Here is a 19,547-nt window from a genome sequence, read left to right on the forward strand (position 1 = left end):
GAAAGTTGCACACAAGAAGTAAAGTACCTCACCGAAAAAAACATTCCAATGAGGAGGAAGGACATGCCTACTATCACCCAAGAAGCTGCGGAGAAGGTCGTCGCGTGCGTCGATGCCTTCCAGGACCAGCTTGTTTCCTGGCGGCGGGATTTTCACCGTTACCCGGAGCTCGGTTTCTTGGAGTATCGCACGACGGCACGTATTGTCACCGAGCTACGGCACCTCGGCTACGAGGTTCTCACGGGCGCGGACGCCACGGACCCCAGCGCCCGCATGGGGCTCCCGTCGCCCGCCGAGGATGAGGCCGCCATCGCCCGCGCCATCGAGGAGGGCGCGGATCCGGCGTTCGTGCGCGCCATCGCCGGGGGGCTCACGGGCGCGGTCGCGGTCCTGCACAACGGTCCCGGCCCGGTCGTCGGCATGCGGTTCGATATCGACTGCCTCCCCCTCACGGAGAAAACGGAACACGGTTCCGCGCACGAAGGATCCATGCACGCCTGCGGTCACGACGCCCACATCACAATGGGTCTCGGTGTCGCCCGCGCGCTCGCGGAGCTCAAGGATTCCTGGTCGGGCACGGTCAAGATTCTCTTCCAGCCGGCCGAGGAAGGCGTCCGCGGTGCGCAGGCCATGGTCTCCGCTGGGCTTGTCGACGATGTGGAGATCATGCTTGGCCAGCACGTCTGGCCCCACCCCTTCGCTGAATACGATTTCGCCCCGGCGAGCTCCGGGGCCCTTGCCACCACCAAGTTCGACGTCACCTTCTCAGGACGTGCCGCCCACGCCTCCGGCGCCCCCGAAAAGGGTAAAAACGCCCTGCTCGCCGCCTGTGCCGCAACCCTTAACCTGTACGCCATTTCGCGCCATTCGGGTGGCTCCACGCGAGTATCCGTCGGCAAGCTAGAAGCCGGAGACAACCGCAACATTGTCGCCGAGCGTGCCCACCTGGAGATGGAGGTCCGCGGTGAGACAACGGAGATCAACGAGTTCATGGCAACGCGTGCCCGCACCGTCATCGAAGCGGCCGCCGCGATGTACGAGTGCGACGTGGACATCGACACGGTCGGCGAGGCCATCTCCCTTCGTTCCGACGACGAGCTTGCCCAGGTCATCGCCCACGCCGCCACCACCGTCGGGATCCGCCCGCAGACCACCCCGGCGATGCGCTTTACCGCCTCGGAGGACTACTCCTACATGATGAAGCGCGTCCAGGATAACGGGGGACAGGCCGCCCTCATGCTCTTCTTCACCCCCTCCGAGGGGGGCCTCCACTCCGTCGACTTCTACGTCGATGATTCCGTCCTCCCCAAGGCCGTGAAAACCTTCACCGCCACCGCGCTTGCCTACTTGCCCGCGTAGGGCTCCCATGTTTGGATTTGTGCTCCCGCTTCTCATGTCACCCATCGCTGGCGTCGTCACCTCCGCCGCCTGGGACTACATCATCGGTGCGCTGGTCTAGTCATTTTCGCTTCTCGACGCTTGGTACTCACCCTTCCTCACCTGTCACCCTGCGACGGTGGGGGAGGTAGCGCCAACTCTGGGGCACCGCGATCCCGCACTCCCGCAGCTCCGCCATCGTCACGGGCTCTGCGAGCTTTTCGACGCAGGAAAGCACCAGGCCATGCCCGATGCTGCACCCCGCGAAGTAGTGGAAAAACTCCCCCACCTCTTCCCACAGGCGCGCCGGGGGCAGTGACACGATCCCTGCCAACTGTGCACGAGCCACCACGGCCTTCACCGATGCGGTCGCATAGATATGTACTGCGGCCCCTGGACGTAGCTGCGGCTTCTTCCTCCGCAGCTCCACCGTCTTGGTGCCAGTAAGGATCTGCTCCACAAACGTCGGCCGAATGGAAATGAGAAGGCTGCGTGGCATGGGAGTCAACCTACATTACGGGTCCCCGCAATCAGTGTTGCAGGAATCTGGACTGCCCAAAAAGGCTTAAACCATCGTGTCAATGTACGCAGGCCCTGCTTGTGTGAGGCGGCTATCTGGTCAAGCGAACGCGTGCCCATGATCCAATCCATGAACACGCGAAATCGTGTGGCGTGGATGGCATCGGTGTGTGATCTGGTTGTTGATACCCCGCAGTCTGGATTCTTACACCGCCAGCGTGGGGTGCCTTTGGCTGTTTTTCCGTTGCGTTTCATTGGCCCGTGACAAACCGGGCGGTAAGGTCTCGGTGTACTCATCCAATAAGGATCGAATACTGCTCCTAGTACATGTGCACCGGGAACTGGTGGAACCCGAAGGATCAGCCCCCGACGCCCTCACGCCGAGAGCGTACCATCAATGTTCCACCAGCTTAACGATTAAAAACAACTCTATTTAGACACACGTTTTGGCGCTTAACCCCAACTCCGCCGTGGATGGGCTGGACTTCCCCATCGCCTTTCCCGGGGCACCTCGTGGCGCTTATCGCCGTCCTCCGGTACTACTGCGCGCCTGCAAACCGGTTCCTAGCGTGTGCCGCTGAGAAAAGATGTATGGTAGCTCACCGCTAATTTTATATGCGCTGTGAAAAACCTGGTAAAATATTAAAGAGTCTGGACTCAAAACCTTCAACCCTATCCATAAAAAATATACGAGTAGGAGAGTGATCCACCGTGGAGACCAAAGGTGGTTCGAGCGCCCCGAAGCCGCGCAGGCGCGTCATTTCAGTCATTTCATCCATCTCCCTGGCTCTGGGAACGCTAACGGCTGTGCCACCGGCGTTCGCGGCGGAGCTTGTGGGAGAAGATATCACCGCGAAGCAGAGTGACACCTTCATTGAAAAAAATAAGCAGAAGGTCTCTGACATCAGCGGTAATGGCAGCTGTGTGGTCGAATTTGTAAAACCGCTGGATGCCAAGCCAAGGGCCGGCCTGGAGCTGTTTACCATCAACCCCAGCAATGACTTGCCGGATAAAAAGTCCTTCGGCTTTCAGTATCGCATCACCAATTCTCAGGATCGCACTTTTGCCAACCTCACCGTGAGCGATTCGGGCCGTTTTCCGGTTACCCCCGGAGAAATCCCGGCTATGGCCGAAGGCTCCGAGCTTGGTACTAATACAGGTTTCCCCAAGGTCAACCGCGAGAGCACCAAACCAATAGGAGTCACAACTCGTGGTGGGCAGAGAAATATTAATCTGGCCGAGAGTTTTTCCGAGGACGACGTGAAAAATATGGCCACGCCCGATGGAATCATCTCGGCGTGGAAGAGCCAGTACACAGCGGATAACCCGAGACTCAAAGCCTTTGAGACCGACAGCACCATTGTCACGGCCCAGGTCAACCCCTGGCCGAGTGAGCAAGTCAATTGCTCGCCCATCACTATTGACTGGTCAAATGTGGATAAGGCCGTGATCAAACCCGGCGAGCAGGTGAAGATCGGCACGATTAACGCCGACGATGACTCGCTGTCACGCATCAAGGTCTCGGCCAAGACCCAAAGGGGTAGCTATGCGGGCGAGGTGCGACGGGACGGGAAGGACCTGTACTACACGTGGCCTAAGTTCATCGGTGAAAAGTGGGCGGACGATGACACCGTGAGCTTCACCGCCGTCGCCCTGCCCCGCAACCTCGAGCAGCTCAAGGCAGCGGCTACAGATCCGGTGAATAACGAGGACGGCGACGATACCTACGTCTACCAGTCATCGATCGATTTGCTGGAGAGGTACAACAAGGCCAATGAGATTTCCACCCACACCATCACCACGGACGATGAGAAGTACCACGATCCGCAGTATGATCCGTCGCAGGTGCAGATTATTTCCGGCATTACAGACGGCAAGCCGGCAACCAGCGCGCAGTCGGTGACCTTCACCGGGATCAAGGATAAGATCGCGGACCTGGTTAAAAACCAGCTGGCCACGGTGGAGCTTGATACCGAGCTCGTGCAGCCGGGCTGGAAGGCCGAGTTCGTCGATCCCGACAAGGGCGATTACACGGTGAAGGTCACAGCCCCGTTTGGTGGCGGCGAGCCGCGGCCGGGCACCTTCTCCCAGCCGGTGGTGAAGGTGACCTACACCAACGGGTCGGTGGATTCCATTCCGCTTCTTGCCATCGTGAAGCCCAATAACACGCAGGTCACGGACGTGACCTATCCCACGGAGCCGGCCACGGGCCTGCAGGGCGCGGAGCTTACGCAGCCTGTCGCACTCAAGCGGATCCTGGGCAAGGGCTCCCCGGTTAAACCCACAAGTTACGAGGTCGTGCCGGGTAGTTACCCGGAGGGCTGGACGGTGACCGTTGATGCAGACGGCACGGTGCATGCCACCTCGCCCAAGGATGCCCCCAATAACTCCTCCATTACCCCCAAGGTGAAGGCCACCTACCCCGATGGCACCACCGATGTTGTTGAGGCGCCGTTCCAGGTGGTCACCAGCATTAAGGTGCCGGATTACGGTTCCACCGCGGGTGTGGTGAAAGATGAGCTCTCGCTCACGCCGGTTGAGCCGAAAAACGGCCTGAGTGGCAAGCCCGATGATGCAATGCCCACCTCGTACTCGTTCCAGGATGGTGCAACCGAGACCACCATCGGCGATTGGAAGGTTGCAGTTGATCCCACCACCGGCGTTATCAGCACCACGGTGCCGGATACAGCGCTGCCGGGGGCGTTTCTCACCGTGCCGGTGGTGGCGCACTACGCCGGCGGCGTTGCCGATCAGACCATCACGGGCACGTTCCGCGTGAACGGCAAGGGCGACGGCAAGGATGCCGCCGAGTACGTGGAGCGTGTCACCACGGCCGGCAACCCGGTGGAGAGCACCATTAGGACGCAGCTCAGCGATCCAAAGCTGGCCAAGTACGAGCTTCCTAAGAAGCTCCCCCAGGGGTGGACGGTGACCGTCGATGAGTCGGGTACCGTCACGGCCACCCCGCCCAAGGATGCGCAGCCGGGCGATAGCGCGACCATCAAGGTCAGCGTCAGCTACCCGGATGGCACCAAGGCATTGGTGCCGGCGGAGTTCACCGTCGTCGGCGCGGATAAGGACGCCAACGATCCGTCCTACGCCACGGTCAGTGGCAAGCCGGGCACCAGTACTACCAGCAAGGTGGATACAACCCGCATGCATGCGCTGTCTGAGCCCAAGTACTCCATCATCACGGATCCAAACGAGCCCGGTTATATTGCACCGCCTCGCAACATCACGTGGGATATGGTGAAAATCGACGAGAAAACGGGCGTTATCACCACCCCGATTAGTGATAAGGCCGTTCCCGGCAGCTCCGCAGATATCCCGGTGAAGGTGACCTACAAGGATGGTTCCACCGATACCACCTTCGCCACCGTGGTTGTGGTGGGCGATCAGTCCCGCGTGTATAGCCCGGTTTACAACCAGTCCACTACCACCCCCGGCAACGCTGTGACCAGCAATATCACGCAAGGCTCTCAGCCGCCTGTCCGCGATCTCCAGCCCACCACCCCGTACGAGGTGCCAAGCGACATCAACGGTTGGAAAGTGTCGGTGGATAAGGACGGCAAGGTCACGGCCACCCCGCCGGCGAATGCCCGCCCGGGCAACCACATCGATGTGCCGGTCACCGTTCACTACCAGGATGGCAGCTCGGACGTTGTGTACGCCCCGTTCGTGGTGAACCTCACCAATAACTACGAGGCCACGCCCGTCTACCCGCCCAAGACGGTGGTCCCCGGCGAGACGGTGACGAGCCCGCTCAACCTGGACAAGCCCGATGATGTGAACGTGTCGGCCAATGATCCGTACGCTATTGAGGCATCGGATACGGTCAAGCCCACCGGCAATAACAACCAGTTTGGCAACCCCGAGTACGCGGTGACCACCGACCACGGCACGTGGACGGTGAGCCTTGATAAAGACGGCAACGTTGTTGCCACCGCTCCTAAGGAGGCCCAGCCCGGCGATATGGTGTCGGTGCCTGTGAAGGTCACCTACGCCGATGGCACCACGGACGTGAGCTCTGCGGAGATCAACGTCGCTGCTCAGCCCACCCGTCCGATCCCCTTCACGGTGGAGTACAGGTACGATCCTACGGTTGAGTCGGGGACGTACAAGACCGAAACCGTCGGCAAGCCCGGTCTCGCTGAGCTTCAAAACGGCGAGTGGGTGACCACCAAAGAGGCCGTCAACGAGGTTGTCGTCGTGGGCACCAAGCCAGCTCAAGATTCTGTCTCCTGGACGGTGCCCGTGCCCTACCAGACGGTCCTGCGCGAGAACAAGGACCTTAAGCCCGGCGAGACCCGGGTGGTCCAGAAGGGCCAGAATGGCGAGCTGAAAAAGACGGTGAACTTCGAGGCCACCGGCGGGAAGGCGACGTCGACAAGCGAGGAGACCACTAAGGACGCCGTCCAGGAGATCATTGAGTACGGCCCCAAGGCCGGTGCCACCGAGCTCGTCACCACCACCACCAAGCCGGTCCCCTTCACCACTGAGGTCACCGTCGACCCGGACCTCGCCCCCGGTCAAAAGGTTGTTGTCCAGGCTGGTGTCCTCGGTGAGGATACGGAGACGTCCACTCAGAAGCTTGTCGACGGCGAACCCAGCGGCGATCCGCAAGTGACAACCAAGCGGACAAAAGAGCCCGTGAACGAGAAGGTTCGTGTCGGTGCGCTGACTGCGAATAAGAATGTCACCGTCACCGATGTCGATATCGCCTATGAAACCCAGATAGTCTTCGATCCGTCGATGGATGCGGGAACCCAGGAGGTAGCCCAAGCCGGCAAGCCGGGTGTTCTCCGTATCACCACCACCAACACCATCGAAAACTCCGTGGTCACCGACACTCAGTCCACCCAGGAACGGGTGACCGAGCCTACCCCGGAGATCATCCGCGTTGGCACCAAGGGCGCAACCCCCACCTGGACTAGGTCCACGGCCTATGGCGTGAAGGTAGTGGAGGATCCGAGCCTGCCCGCAGGCGAGCACCGCGTGGATCCGGGTGTGCCCGGTGAGACAAAGTTCACGCTCGGAGACGACGGCGAGGTAACAAAGACCGTGGTGACCGAGCCTAAGGACGAGGTCATCACCATCGGTACCGGAGAAAAGCAGACCGAGATAACCGAGGCGGTCACCTCACCTGTTCCGTTTAACACCAAGGTGATCTTCGATGACACGCTGGCAGCCGGCACCGTGATCACCGATGCCGAGGGTGCCAACGGCGAGGAGGTCACCACCAAGGTGTGGAAGCTTGTCAATGGCGAGAAACAGGGCGACCCCACCACCACCACCGTGAAGACCGCCGATCCGGTCGACCGCGTCCTCCGCGTAGGGACAAAGTCGGTGAACATCCCGCCCACCTACGCCAAGGTGGACCAGCAGCCTGGCACCTCCGCCGAGGTTCCGGTCTTTGAGAAGTCCGTCTTCCCCGAGGGCGCGTCCTATGAGATCGATCCCTCCTGGAAGCCCGGCATTGACGGCTGGACCGCCACCGTCGATGAGAACGGCACGGTGACCTCCAACGCACCCAAGACCGCCAAGCCCGGCGATAGCGTTGTCATCCCCGTGAAGGTGACCTTCAAGGATGGCACCAGCACTCTCGTCCCGGCGATGGCCGGAATTCCCGCCAACCCCAACAATGAGTCCACCCGCGTTCAGTACGAGGTGGAGAGCGTGAACCCGGGCGAGCAGGTCACCAACCAGGCTGACCCGCAGGGCACCGAGAACACCTTCGAGGTTCCCGCCACGGTCAAGGGCTGGACGGTATCCGTTGATGATAACGGTAACGTCACCGCCACCGCCCCGAAGGACGCCCAGCCTGGCGATTACGTCAAGGTCCCGGTCACCGTCACGCCGAAGGACGGTAGCGCTTCCTACACCTCTTACGCCGTGTTTACCGTCCTCGGCGGTGGCACCCCGAGTACGCCGGACAATCCGACCGTTCCGGACAAGCCGATTGTTGAGCGCACTCCCACCTATCCGTCGCAGGTGATCACCACCGATAGTGGCAAGACGGTCACCATCCCGGTGTTCTCTGGCCACAAGGACGGCAACACCTACGAGCTGGGTAAGATCCCCGAGGGTTGGACAGCGACCATCGACAAGGACACCGGCGAGCTCCAGGTCACGCCTCCGGAGACCGCCAAGGATTCTGTGGTGGAGATCCCTGTCAAGGTAACCACCCCCGATGGTCACGAGCTCATCACCACCGTGGTGGTCACCGACCAGCGAAAAGGCAGCACCCCGAAGCCGAACCCGGATGCTTCCGGCTCGTCCGAGGAGCAGGTGCAGCGCTGCTTTGCCAACGCCTTCGCCACCAACAGCCCGATCCTCTGGCTCCTGCCGGTTGCCATCCTGGCGGCCATTGGCGGCCCGATCTCCCAGGCCCTCCAGCCGCAGATCAACGCCGCCAACGCCCAGTTCAACGCCCTGGTCCGCCAGTACCAGGAGCAGTTTGACAGGCACCACGATAACTGGGGCGACCACGGCCGCCACGGCCGCCGCGATGATCGCCCGGAGTGGATGCGCGAGGCCCAGGCCCAGATCGATGCCCAGATCCAGGCCATCAACCAGCAGTTCGCCCCGCTTGGCGAGCAGCTCAGGCCGCTTGGCTACGCCCTCGGTGCCCTCGGCATCGTGGCCCTTGCCTCCACCCTCATCGCCCAGGCCTGCCAGCCCGAAGGGTTCGACCACGGAATGACCATCCTCGGCTCTTCCGAAGAAACCCAGAATGGCTCCTCGGAGCAGGGCAAGGATAACAAAAGTTCCTCCTCCGACAAGGGCAAGATCTATGACGCGATCATGAACGGTTCCTCCGACAAGAAGAACTAGTTCACCAGCTGCATAGACTCACAGGCGTGGTCACCATCTCATTGGTGGCCACGCCTTTTCTTATTCCCCATGTTGTTTTTAAACCTCCACGTTGAACCGCCTACTTACACCAGCCGCTTTCATGCCGCTTTCAGCCAAAAAATAGGTCTTTGTTTCCACCGGGTCGTGACATCCCCTACGCACTCAAGGTCACGCGCACGCTGGCGATCCAACGAGCGGAGTGCGCAACGGCGCACTGTTTGCCTGATCATTCCCGGTCATGTTGGCGTGCGCATAAACTGAAACCCGTATAAGCCCGAGTGTGTTTGTTAGTGCGCAACGGCGCACTCGTGCTCCACGTGTCGCGCTATGGCATCGGCGCTTCTAAGAACGGTAGTTTTCTTGCACCTCTGGAAACCCCGATATCGTTAGAACCGAGGACTGTAAACCGGTAACAAATTAGAGGCTCAAGAAAGATTACCGCGCTTTAGCACCCCCAAAACCCCAGAAACCCCCAAAAGCCCCAGACCCGGCAAAAACCAGGTCCAGGGCCTTAAATACAACCGGGGTCTAGAGTGTGAGCTCGGGGTGGAGGTCCTTGCGCATCATGACGCGCTCGCGGTAGTTGGAAAGCACGGTGATGAGGATGCCGCCGATGAGGAGGCCGAGGAGTACCCACATGGCCGTTTCCGGCCGCGGGTCGCCGGGGAAGTTGCCTACGAGGACGTGGCGGAGCAGGTCGGTGGAGTACCGCATCGGATCCCAGGTGTGGACCCATTGGATAAACCCTGGTTGCACCTCCGGCGGGTAGAGGCCGTTGGAGGAGACCAGCTGCAGGGACATGAGCGCCATGACGATGACTCTGCCCACGGTGGCGCCGAAGAAGGAGTAGATGGATAGGACCACCATGTTGAAGGCGGCGCCGATGAATACCAGTGCGCCTACATATTGCAGTGGGTGGGCGGGTTCGATGCCGATGAGTTCAGTCTGCACGAGTGCGAGGAGCAGGGCCTGGATGGTGCCCACGATGAGCCCGGGGACCATGATCGTCAGCGCCGCGCGCAGAGGTGAGGTGCCGGAGTCGATGGCGCGCCTGTTGATGGGTTTGAGCACCATGTACAGGATGAGGGAGCCGAGCCACAGGGACAGTGAGAGGAAGAAGGGGGAGAGCCCCACGCCAAAGGTGGTGAGCGTGTCGGCCACGAGGTTCTTCCCTACGGGGTGGCTGCCGGCCGTAGCGGCGTCTTCGCGCGTGGCGTCGTCGTCAAAGCGGGGGAGTTTCTCGGCGCCCTCAGACAGGGAGAGCGCGAGTGTTCCCGCGCCGTCGTCGAGGCGGACGGCGCCGTCGCTCAGGTCGCCCAGTCCCACGACGAGCTGGTCGGATCCGGCGGCGAGTTGGGAGGTTCCGTCGGCAAGCTGGTGGGTGCCCACCACGAGCCGCTGGGTGCCGTCGGTGAGAGTTGTGGTGCCGGCGAGCAGGGTGCCGGAGCCGTCTTTGAGCCTGGTGAGCCCGTCGACAAGCGATCGTGCGCCCTGGGTGGCCTGGTCAATGCCTAAGCGGTAGTCGGCGGTGGGATCGCCGAGCTGGTAGGCGAGCTGGTGGGCGCCGTCGCGCAGGGCGGCGATCTGGCCGAGCGAGCCATTGGTGGTGATGGAGTCGCGGGTGGCGCGGACCTGGGCGGCCAGGCCGTGCGCCTCGGGGTAGGGGAGCGCGTCGAGCTGGTCAGCTGCCTGATTAAGCTGGGCGACGATGCCGTCCACCCCGGCGGCGAACCCGGTGAGGGTGTCCACGCCGCCGGAGATTTTACCTGCGCCGTCGCCGAGCTGGGCGGTGGCGCCTTGGAGTTTGGTGAGTCCCCCGGATAGCTGCGTGGCGCCGTCGAGCGCGGTGCCAAGACCGCCGTCGAGTTGCGCGGCGCCGTCGTGAAGCTTCCCCGCGCCGGCGTCTAGTTCGTCGGCACCGCTGGCGAGACGTGCTGCGCCGTGTGCTGCTTCGCCGAGTTTCTCGTTAAGCGTCCCCGCGCCGGATTTCGCCTTGTCGGCGCCGTCGTGGAGCTGACCTGCGCCATCGGCGAGTTGACCTGCGCCGTCGACGGCCTTGTCCATCCCCTCGCCCACGGTGTTGAACCCCACGAGCAGCTGGTCCACCACCTCGTGCGAGACGGTGGTGGAGATGGTGTCGGCCATGAGTGTGGTCGCCTGGTTCCCCAGCATGCTGGTGATAAATCCGTTGGCGTTGTTGAGCGTCACGGCAAGCGTCGCCTGGTGCGGGTTGTCGGATTTGATGCTGGTGACCGAATCGGTGAAGTTGCTGGGGATCTCCATCCCCAGGTAGTAGGTTCCGTCGGCGATGCCCTTCTCGGCGTCCTCGGGGCTCACCACGTGGAAGTCCATCTCGTTGGATTCCACGAGCTTGTCGGCCACGGTTTGCCCCTTGTCGCCCTCGTCGGAGTTGACAATGGCTACTGGCACCTTGTGCAGGTTGCCGAGCGGGTCGGCGTAGCTCCACACGAATAGGCCACCGAACAGCAGCGGCAGGATGGAGACCACGAGGAAGGCGAGCGGCGGGATGACGCCGTGCCCAAAGCGCCTGGCGTTTGTTCCAAGATGAAATGCACCCATTTTTTATCGCTCCCTCAGGTCGATGATGGTATCTGCAATGTGATAGGCGTCGGGGTTGACCGACGAGGCGATGACGGGGAGTTTCTCCGCCACGGCCTTGAGGTTTGTTAAAAGCTCGTCGCGCAGGTCGACGGCGCGGAGCTGGTCGATGTCGTCCACGATGAGCAGGTCGGCGTCGGGTCTCGCAATAAGCGCGCACAGCACGCGCACGCGGATTCGGTCAATAACCCGCAGGTTGCCAATCGCGGTTTTTGGGTCGATGTCGAGCGCCAGTGGCTCAAGCCACGGCTCGGCGAGCGCGTGGCTCATCGGGTCCTTAGGTGTCGGCTTGTACCACGGTTGCGCCCACGCTATTTGTTCCCTGATGGTCTCCTTCGCACTGGTTGCGCGTTCCAGGGTGTCAATCTCCGGGGCGCCGGCGAGCGCCACGCGCTTGAACAGTTTCCTGGGCCCGAGGGTTTCTCCGCCTAACGCCACGCTTCCCGCGCGGGGCCGGACGCGGCCACCGAGGATGAGACTCAACTCGGTGGCATGGGACTCTCGCCCCTGGATGAGGAGGGTGAGGCCCTCGGTGACATCCATGGTGATGGGCGGGCGGTCGTCGGCCACCTGCAAATCACGTGCTGAAATTACAGCTTCGTCCATTCTTACTCCTCTAACCGGAGATTCCACTATCACTTACGGTTGTACTATAGTTACGCCTGTCCCAAAGACTTGTCAAGTAGGAAGGATAGTTCATGCGAGCAGACGCTGCGAGACGGCGCCAGGCCATCATCGACGCAGCCTGCGACGTCTTTCGTCATGTCCCCGCAGGTGAAATCACCCTCGATGACATCGCGTGCCGCGCGGGCGTGGGCATCGCCACCCTCTACCGCAACTTCCCCACCCGCCACGATCTCGACGTAGCCTGCGGTTACTATCTTCTCGACGGCCTCCGCGAACGCATCCTTCGACTCTCCCGCGAATTCGACGCGGACCCCCGCGGAAAGTGGTTGGACTTTGTCTGGGGCCTGGTCAACGACGGCATCGGCACGCTTGTCACCGTCCTCGCCCCCGAGGATCCGGCGCTCATCCCCGCCGGTGTCTCCGCCAAGCGTGAGGAGCTCATCGAGCTCATGAACGGTTTCCTCACCCAGGCCGAGCGTGCCGGGCTCGTCCCCCCGGGCCTTGGCTCCGATAAGCTCGCCGCCGAGCTCGTGGTGGTGTGCCGCCCCATGAGCCGCTCCCTTTCAAGCCTCGACCCCACCGTCCGCGACCGGCTGGTCCAGCGCCTCCTCTACTGCTGGGAAAACGAGCGCTAGCTGCGCAGCGCCCGCGCGATAATGGCCGCCTTCTCAAGTGTTGGCACCGAGGCGCGCCGGGCTAGGAGCTCCTGAGGTGTCATCTCCTCTAAGCGGTCGGTGCGCCGGTCGTAGATCCCGCACGCCCACCCGTGCCCCCCTTGGTAGCTTGTCGACGTCTCCCTCGGCCACCGCGAAATCCTCACGAATATCGGTGATGATGGCGTTTTTGATTCTAAGGTTGGGGTTCGCTCTCTGAGGTATGTTCCGTTTTGGGCAGAAACCAAGGACTCAGAGTGAGCCGGTGTACCTTACAAGGCCTACAAACCTGGACTACTCTAAGAAAGCTAGCTCACCTCCGCCGTCGCGTTTATCCGATCAATGTGCGTGTGGATCTCGATGATCTGGGCGGGCTCGAAGAGATCGAGGACGGAGTAGGCGTCCAGTGGTGGGGCGCTCAAGTCCCCAATGTGGACGCTACCCTGTTCCACGATGTGGCTGACGAGTTCGCGCATGAAGCCGATTTGGTTGGCGGTGAGGTTAGTTCCATCGAGGAAGCCCGCGAATTCTGCGCGAACTGCTTCGGCGTCAAGTCCCACCAGGCGGCGGATGAAGAGCCCCAGGTTGTCGCTGCCGGGGATGCTCCTGCGCACCTGCTCTACGGTTTCTTCGCCTGCTTCGGCGAGCAGCATTTCCAGTGCTTTCATGTCTTCGGCGGTCAGTGGCCTGGCGGTGCGTAGTTTCTGCATGGCTGTGGACTGGGCGTGGCTGGCGAGGAATTCCTTGAGCCGGGCCTCGGCGCGGGATTCGCCGATGAAGGTGGAAGCGTGGACGGGGCTGAGCTCGGTTTGCTCGAGCTCACCGAAGGTGTCTTCAAAATCGATGTCCACAAAGTTGCGTTCGCCCTTGGGTATGAATTCCGCGAGCTCGCGGATGACTACGCGGGCGATGTCGAGGTCTTCGAGGGTGATGCCGTCCCACCACGCGGGGTCTGCCACCTGTTCAAGTACAGTGGCGTGCTTTTGCACGGGGGTGAGGTCCACGGCGAGCAAGTCGCCGGCGGTGGTGGAGAGCTTCTGCTTGTTCCCCGCAAAGGAGGCATCTTCTTCAAGGAGTGCGAGCTGTAGCTGCAACACGAGGAGGTCGATCTGCTTGGCGGAGGGTTTTTCTTTCACGGTGGCGGTAAACGGCAGATGGGCGACGTGCTCGGCAAGTTGGGTGACGTCGTCGGCGGAAAGATGATCCCACGCTGAATCCGAGTAATAGGAGTGGATGACGGGCCTGTCGCTCGGACGCACCAGTACGTGGCCCTCGGGGACGCTGCGCACAAGCTCGTGGAGCTTAGTGGCAAGGCCGTCGCGCAACTGAGAATGCGCAGATAAAGAGTCCGATTCGTCGAGAAGCCTAATGAGCTGCGCGCGAGCCACAAACAACCGTTCGGAGAGCGTCGCCTGGCGGGTGCCAGCAGGATCGGTGACGGGTTTGCCACTGAACATCTCCACGTTGCCGCAGTAGTCAAAGATGTAGAAGTTTTCCTTGTCGCGCCCCGGGCCGAAGAGGTTCGGGCAGAGCCTGGTGCCGCGGCCGACCATCTGCCAGAACTTGGTGGGGGAGTACACGGGTTTGAAAAACACGAGGTTGACCACCTCGGGCACGTCGATGCCGGTGTCGAGCATGTCCACGCTGATCGCGATGCGGAGATCGCCGTCGATCTTCTTGAATCGTTTGATGGCCGCTTCCGCATACCGTGTGGAGTGCGTGATCACTGCGGCGCCGTCGCCGCCAAAGGCCGGAAAGTGCTTGTTGATCTCTTCGAGTATGAGATCGGCGTGGTGCTGGGTGCGAGCGAAGATGATCGTCTTACCCAACCTGTCGCCGTCAACCTTGTGGCCACATTCGATGAGGTTGCCCACTACCTTACGGATGGTGTCGCGGTTGTAGAGGATCCGGTTGATCTCGCCGGGGGAGACGCCATCGGGCGGCGGCAGCGCGTCTCCGTCTTCGTCGGTACCCCAATCCTGGTTGTCCCAGGCCACCTTTTGTTCAGGGGAGAGGTCGTCGTAGCTCACTCCGGCTCGCAGGAAGAGGGAGTCTTGCTTGAACGGGACCGGCGGGACGAGGTACCCGTCCTTGATGGCCGCTTCGAGGGAGTAGTTGCCGGTGGGCTCCCTGCCATCGATGTGGAACAGGGCGAATGTGTCGTGGTGGATATCGGCCTTCGGCGTGGCGGTGAGTCCTACCACGTAGGAATCGAAGTACTCGAGGATGCGTCGGAACCGGTAGTAGATGGAGCGGTGGGCCTCGTCGATGATGATGAGGTCAAAGTCGAAGGGGCGGAACTTCGCCTCCGATGTCCCGTCGTCGCTGATGAGTCCCATCATCGTCTGGTAGGTAGAGAAGTACACCTCGCCCACCTCGTCTGCGTCTTCCAGAAGGTTGACCGGCGCGCACTCGGGGTAACTGATCTTGAACGCGTCACACGCCTGGGCAACCAGCGCCTTCCGGTCGGCGAGGAACAGCACCCGGCCTACCCACTGGGCGCCGCGCAGCAGCTTGGCCAGCGCCATCGCCACACGGGTCTTACCTGTGCCCGTGGCCATCACCAGAAGAGCCCGTCTGCGGCCCTCGGAGTCGAAGGCCTCGGTGACGTTCCTGATCATTTCCAGCTGGTAATCGCGTCCAGCGATCTTTGCGTCGACGGGCTCGCTAGCTAGTGGCAAGCGGCCAGCGCGCCGGGCAATCATGGTGCGCAGCTGATCGGCGGTGGGGAAACCCTCCACTTCGCGTGCACCATAGCCGCGTCCCGTGCCCGGGAGGCTCGCGGCATCGTCGACGAGCTGGATGTGGTAGCCGTTGGTGAGGAAAATGACGGGGTGAAGCCCGGTTTCGCGCTCGAGGCAATCGGCGTACAGCCGCGCCTGCTCCGCCCCGGCGTTCATGCTCTGCGCGGATTTCTTCGCCTCCACCAGAGCGAGCTTGCGTCCGTCCGGCCCCACGAGAACGTAGTCCACGTACCCCTGGCCGGTGTGGTTTTCTGCGGACAGTGGCATCCCCGTGACGGGGTATTCCACGAGGATGCTGGAACCGAACGCGAACCCCGCGCGCTCCAGCTGCGGATCGATGAGGTCCTTGCGGGTCTGCGCCTCGCTGACGGTGGGCGGCAGCACCTGCTTCTGTGGCACGGCGAGCCTCGCCTGCTGGGCAACCAGCTCCTCGCGGAGCTTGGCGATCTCCTCCTCCAGCTTCTTGGTCAGCGCCGCCTGTTCCTCGGCGGACTTGGCCTTGGCTTCAAATCGTGCGCGCTCGCGGGCGTGCGCCTCCGCCTGGTCCTGCTTTTCCTGCTCTGCCTTGCTCAGCAGCAGCGCTTGCTCCGCGAGCTCCTTGGCTTTCCCCTCCAGCTCTCGGTCCTTGCCGGCAAGTTCCTCCGCGAGCTTCTTCACCTCCGCATCGGAGGCGCGCTTGGGCGCGGGTGTGCCCGCTGGTGGGCGCAGGTAGTCGTTGTTGAATGGTGTGGTTGGCTGGAGTTCAGGGTGCGGGGAGTGTGTGGCGACGGCCCAGGCGAGGACGTCGAAAAGCTGTTGGGTAACGCGCACCGCCTGCTCCGGGGTGATGCGCCTGGCCCCGTGGGAGGCATCATTTCCGGCGAGGCGTATGGCGTGCAGTTTGGCGCGTATCTGCTCGGTGGTATACGCCTCAAACCGAGGATCGGTGAGCAGGTCGATGAGTTTTCTGCCGTGGAAATCGCCGATCTTGCGGAGCCGCCAGATGTGCCTGACCAGGCGTTCGAGGATGGGGCGCGCGAACATTGTTGCCATCGCCGGGTTGCCCAGCGCGTTGCGCTCCACCCGGATCGCGTCCACGCCGAGCTCGCCGAACGCTTCCACGGCGAAGGCGAAGTTCGTGTGGGCGATTGTGGCACTCATGCGGTTCTCCATGCGGTCATTTCAACATTGACGGATCTTCTACGTACATTACCCGGGGTAATCCCCCTCGCGGGCCCACTTACGAACGCGTTTTCGCACGCCTTCGCTTGTCGACGTCTCCCCTTTCGGTTTTCGGAGACGTTGCGGTGGGTGACAGTTGAGGTGGCCGTATGCAACATTCCACCGGTGGGGGTGACGAAAGCGGGGCTAGAGCTCTCCTGTGAAGGCGCGGGCGGATAGAGATTCATACAATTCGTGGTGGAGGGTGACTTGCTTCTTTAGCTTGCCGGATAAATTGTGAATTTCCTGTTCAAATTCAGCCCATTGGCGCTGTTCAACGGGATCTGCCTCAGGAATCGGGAGTCTCTGTAGCTCCTTAGCGTTAATATTTGCCATACCGACAATGGACTTTGCTGCATTCCGCAGGACAGCTTTTCCAGTAGGTGAATTCAAGTATCCCGAAATGTATTCCGGTGTGGAATTACTGTTGGCACGGCATCGAACGAGATAACCAGCATAAGCAAAGCTACCTTCTTCTCCGTAATAAACAGCAGTCTTTCCTACAAGATCTTTACTATTAGTACGGTTAAAAAGAATGTCACCAGTCTTGAGAGTGTATTTCACAAATTCGGACGGATCTAGATCTATGAATTTCAAATCGGAAAAGTCTATTTGACCTTCGAATGTAATATTCCCCATCCGTAAAATCGGAAAGGTCCCTGATTCTCCGGCTTTGGCACTTGTCCCGTACTGAGTTTGTGCGAGGTAGCTTCCAATAGACGTTATTGTTCGGTTCCCACGATTAAAGCTGCTCTCGAAAAGGTTTGGGAGAAATGTGTTCAGAGCCTTTAAGGATTTCCTTGAATTATCTAGATTGGTTACTGCCTTATTTAGCAGTCCTGCGATCCTCCGTTGCTCCTCGAGCGGGGGGAGAGGAATCGTAGTACTCAGAAACTCTTTACGATTGATGTGTCTCATGGTCGATCCATGAAGATACTTTTGCATACGCTGCAGAGCGAAAATAAGAGCAAATTCAAAAAATGAGGAATCTATATTTCCCTTGGGATTCACTTTGAAAATATGTTGATTGACCAGAGCATCTTCACCTTTCCAGCGAAAAACCCCGAGACTGGCTGACCATGACACCAATAAATCCCCATGAGTAACCTGATATTTTTCCGGCACAACACGATGAGTGAAATTGTAAGACTTTGATGGATCCGTCAGGTTTTGAATCCGGATTATAGGTCGGCCACTTTCGCTCCAATCTGTTGGTTTGAACGCAAAACCGTTATTGAAGGAAGCTACGTCGCCTAGTTTGACCATCGGCCAATTGGTCTTTGTCATTTGTTGTCACCTCCTTGCGTGTCGGTGGTGAGCATGTTTTCGAGTTCTGTTAGTCCTTTGGTGATTTGTTGGTCGAGTTGCTTGATCTCCTTGAGGATGTCGAGGGGGTCGCGGGTGTCTTCCTGGTCGAGGACGATCTCTTTGTAGCGGTTCATGGAGAGGTCGTAATCGTTGTCGCGGATCTCGTCGGCGGGGACGGTGAAGGACTGCTCGGTACGTGCGCGGTCCTTCTTCGTGTCGTGGCGGTGAGGGAAGCGAGCCGCGACGTCGGGAAGATTGTTCTTTAGCAACTGATCGTCGGAAAGCTGGGCAGGATCGGGGGAGTCATTGACCACAGTGGGGTCCTTGGGACGGACCGTGGGGGAGGGGCCGAGGAGATTCTCGTCCAGGAGAGGGGTGCGTTTATCGTCGAGGGAATACCCATCGGCGCGCACCTCGTAGAACCAGACGGAATCCGTCGCGGCATCGTCGGCGCGGGTGAAACACAGGATGGCGGTGGACACGCCGGAGTAGGGCTTGAACGTGCCGGAAGGAAGCTTGATCACCGCATCGAGCTGCTGGTGATCAACAAGCTCCTTCCGCAACGCCTTGTGCGCCTTGGTGCTGCTGAACAGCACGCCCTCCGGGACGATAACGGCGGCGCGACCGCCGAGGCGAAGGAGCGTGAGGAAGCGGGCGACGAAGAGCAGCTCCGTTTTCTTGGTAGTGAAAAGGGTGGTGAGCTCCTGGTCGATGGAGTTGGCATCGACGCTGCCGGAGAACGGTGGGTTGGCAAGGACAACGTCGAAAATGCCGGTAGGGGTGCTTTCCAGGGGCTGCAGGGAATCCTGGTAGGAAATGTTCGGGTTATCAAAGCCGTGCAGGAAGAGGTTCATCGCCGCGAGACGCACCATGGTGGCATCCGAATCGTGGCCGGTGAGGCCCTCTTCTTTGAACTTGTTACGGACGCGCTCATCGCGGAGATCGGACTTGTGGTGATCCTTGATCCACTCGTTGGCACCCACGAGAAAGCCCGCGGTACCGGCGGCAGGATCGATGATTTTCTCCGTTGGCTTCGGCTGGATGAGCTTCACCATGAGATCGATGATGTGCGTGGGCGTGCGGAACTGGCCGTTTGTGCCCTGGGTTGCCAGCTTGGAGAGCACGTACTCGTACAGATCGCCGAGCATGTCCTTGTTGGTGAACTCAAGATCGTCGATACGCTGCATAACGCTCGCCAGGGTGGCAGGATTATCGATCTGGAACTGGGCACGCTTGAGGAAATTACCAAAGGGACTCTTGTAGGGGTAATCCTCCTGAGCGGTGAGGAAGGGGAAAACATGCTCCTCGAAGGCCTCCACGCGCTTCTTATCCTTGAGGGCTAACAGGTCGCGCCAGCGAAGTGGCACACCGGCTTCGGTTGCTTCTGCAGGGAAGATATCCTCGCGGTCCTGACCGAGAGCGCGCCACTTCTCAATCTCGTCCTGCTGCTTATCCAGATGTTTGAGAAACAGCAGGTAGGTGAACTGTTCCACCACCGTAATTGGGTTGGCGATGCCGCCCGCCCAGAAGGTGTCCCAAATTCTGTCCACCTGATTTTTCAAGGAGCCCGTGATCATGATTTAAGAGTAGCGGAGGGGGAGATAAGGTGTTCGATGAGAGGGAGGAACTTCGGAGGTGCGTGCGC

Annotated in this window: 10 protein-coding genes and 1 pseudogene; 3 read left to right on the forward strand and 8 right to left on the reverse strand. The window is 60.6% G+C overall.

Going from position 1 to position 19,547, the window contains the following annotated elements:
• The first annotated feature begins 63 nt into the window (after window positions 1–63).
• Window positions 64–1,359, forward strand: coding sequence for an amidohydrolase (locus CGLUCO_RS00265; protein WP_232621928.1), 1,296 nt, complete (start codon window positions 64–66; stop codon window positions 1,357–1,359).
• Between the two features lie 127 nt (window positions 1,360–1,486).
• On the opposite strand, the gene CGLUCO_RS00270 is transcribed toward CGLUCO_RS00265, so the two are convergent.
• Together CGLUCO_RS00270 and CGLUCO_RS13095 are read right to left on the reverse strand one after the other, a co-directional pair.
• On the reverse strand, window positions 1,487–1,876 hold the full coding sequence (locus CGLUCO_RS00270; protein ID WP_084037203.1) for an ASCH domain-containing protein: 390 nt from the start codon (window positions 1,874–1,876) through the stop codon (window positions 1,487–1,489).
• A 181-nt stretch (window positions 1,877–2,057) separates the two neighbouring features.
• Window positions 2,058–2,193: pseudogene (locus CGLUCO_RS13095) on the reverse strand (IS1/IS1595 family N-terminal zinc-binding domain-containing protein); the annotation flags it as partial.
• Window positions 2,194–2,607: 414 nt separating this feature from the next.
• On the opposite strand from CGLUCO_RS13095, the gene CGLUCO_RS00275 reads away from it, so the two are divergent.
• The gene (locus CGLUCO_RS00275) at window positions 2,608–8,730 is read left to right on the forward strand and encodes a YPDG domain-containing protein (RefSeq protein ID WP_232621927.1); all 6,123 of its coding nucleotides are present in this window, start codon (window positions 2,608–2,610) and stop codon (window positions 8,728–8,730) included.
• A gap of 549 nt (window positions 8,731–9,279) precedes the next feature.
• Here the strand turns inward: CGLUCO_RS00275 and CGLUCO_RS00280 are convergent.
• On the reverse strand, window positions 9,280–11,331 hold the full coding sequence (locus tag CGLUCO_RS00280; protein WP_084037201.1) for a YhgE/Pip family protein: 2,052 nt from the start codon (window positions 11,329–11,331) through the stop codon (window positions 9,280–9,282).
• Between the two features lie 3 nt (window positions 11,332–11,334).
• Window positions 11,335–11,976, reverse strand: coding sequence for a hypothetical protein (locus CGLUCO_RS00285; RefSeq protein ID WP_005391439.1), 642 nt, complete (start codon window positions 11,974–11,976; stop codon window positions 11,335–11,337).
• A 92-nt stretch (window positions 11,977–12,068) separates the two neighbouring features.
• On the opposite strand from CGLUCO_RS00285, the gene CGLUCO_RS00290 reads away from it, so the two are divergent.
• Complete coding sequence (locus tag CGLUCO_RS00290; RefSeq protein WP_005391438.1) at window positions 12,069–12,632, forward strand: TetR/AcrR family transcriptional regulator; 564 nt, start codon at window positions 12,069–12,071, stop codon at window positions 12,630–12,632.
• Here the strand turns inward: CGLUCO_RS00290 and CGLUCO_RS00295 are convergent.
• The 4 genes from CGLUCO_RS00295 to CGLUCO_RS00310 all read right to left on the reverse strand — a co-directional run bounded on the left by CGLUCO_RS00295 (window position 12,629) and on the right by CGLUCO_RS00310 (window position 19,479).
• Complete coding sequence (locus tag CGLUCO_RS00295; protein WP_143336984.1) at window positions 12,629–12,817, reverse strand: hypothetical protein; 189 nt, start codon at window positions 12,815–12,817, stop codon at window positions 12,629–12,631. The genes CGLUCO_RS00290 and CGLUCO_RS00295 overlap by 4 nt on opposite strands.
• A gap of 141 nt (window positions 12,818–12,958) precedes the next feature.
• Entirely contained in the window at window positions 12,959–16,534 is a 3,576-nt protein-coding gene (locus CGLUCO_RS00300; protein WP_232621926.1) for a DEAD/DEAH box helicase family protein, read from the reverse strand.
• 207 nt (window positions 16,535–16,741) lie between these two features.
• Window positions 16,742–17,881 carry a restriction endonuclease subunit S gene (locus tag CGLUCO_RS00305; protein WP_084037197.1) on the reverse strand — a complete coding sequence of 380 codons (1,140 nt, stop codon included), beginning with the start codon at window positions 17,879–17,881 and terminating at the stop codon, window positions 16,742–16,744.
• Window positions 17,878–19,479, reverse strand: a complete 1,602-nt coding sequence (locus CGLUCO_RS00310; RefSeq protein WP_084037195.1) for a type I restriction-modification system subunit M — start codon at window positions 19,477–19,479, stop codon at window positions 17,878–17,880. Before CGLUCO_RS00310 ends, CGLUCO_RS00305 begins: the two co-directional genes overlap by 4 nt.
• Window positions 19,480–19,547: the final 68 nt, after the last annotated feature.

Source organism: Corynebacterium glucuronolyticum DSM 44120, from assembly GCF_030440595.1.
GTDB classification, from domain to species: Bacteria; Actinomycetota; Actinomycetes; order Mycobacteriales; family Mycobacteriaceae; genus Corynebacterium; species Corynebacterium glucuronolyticum.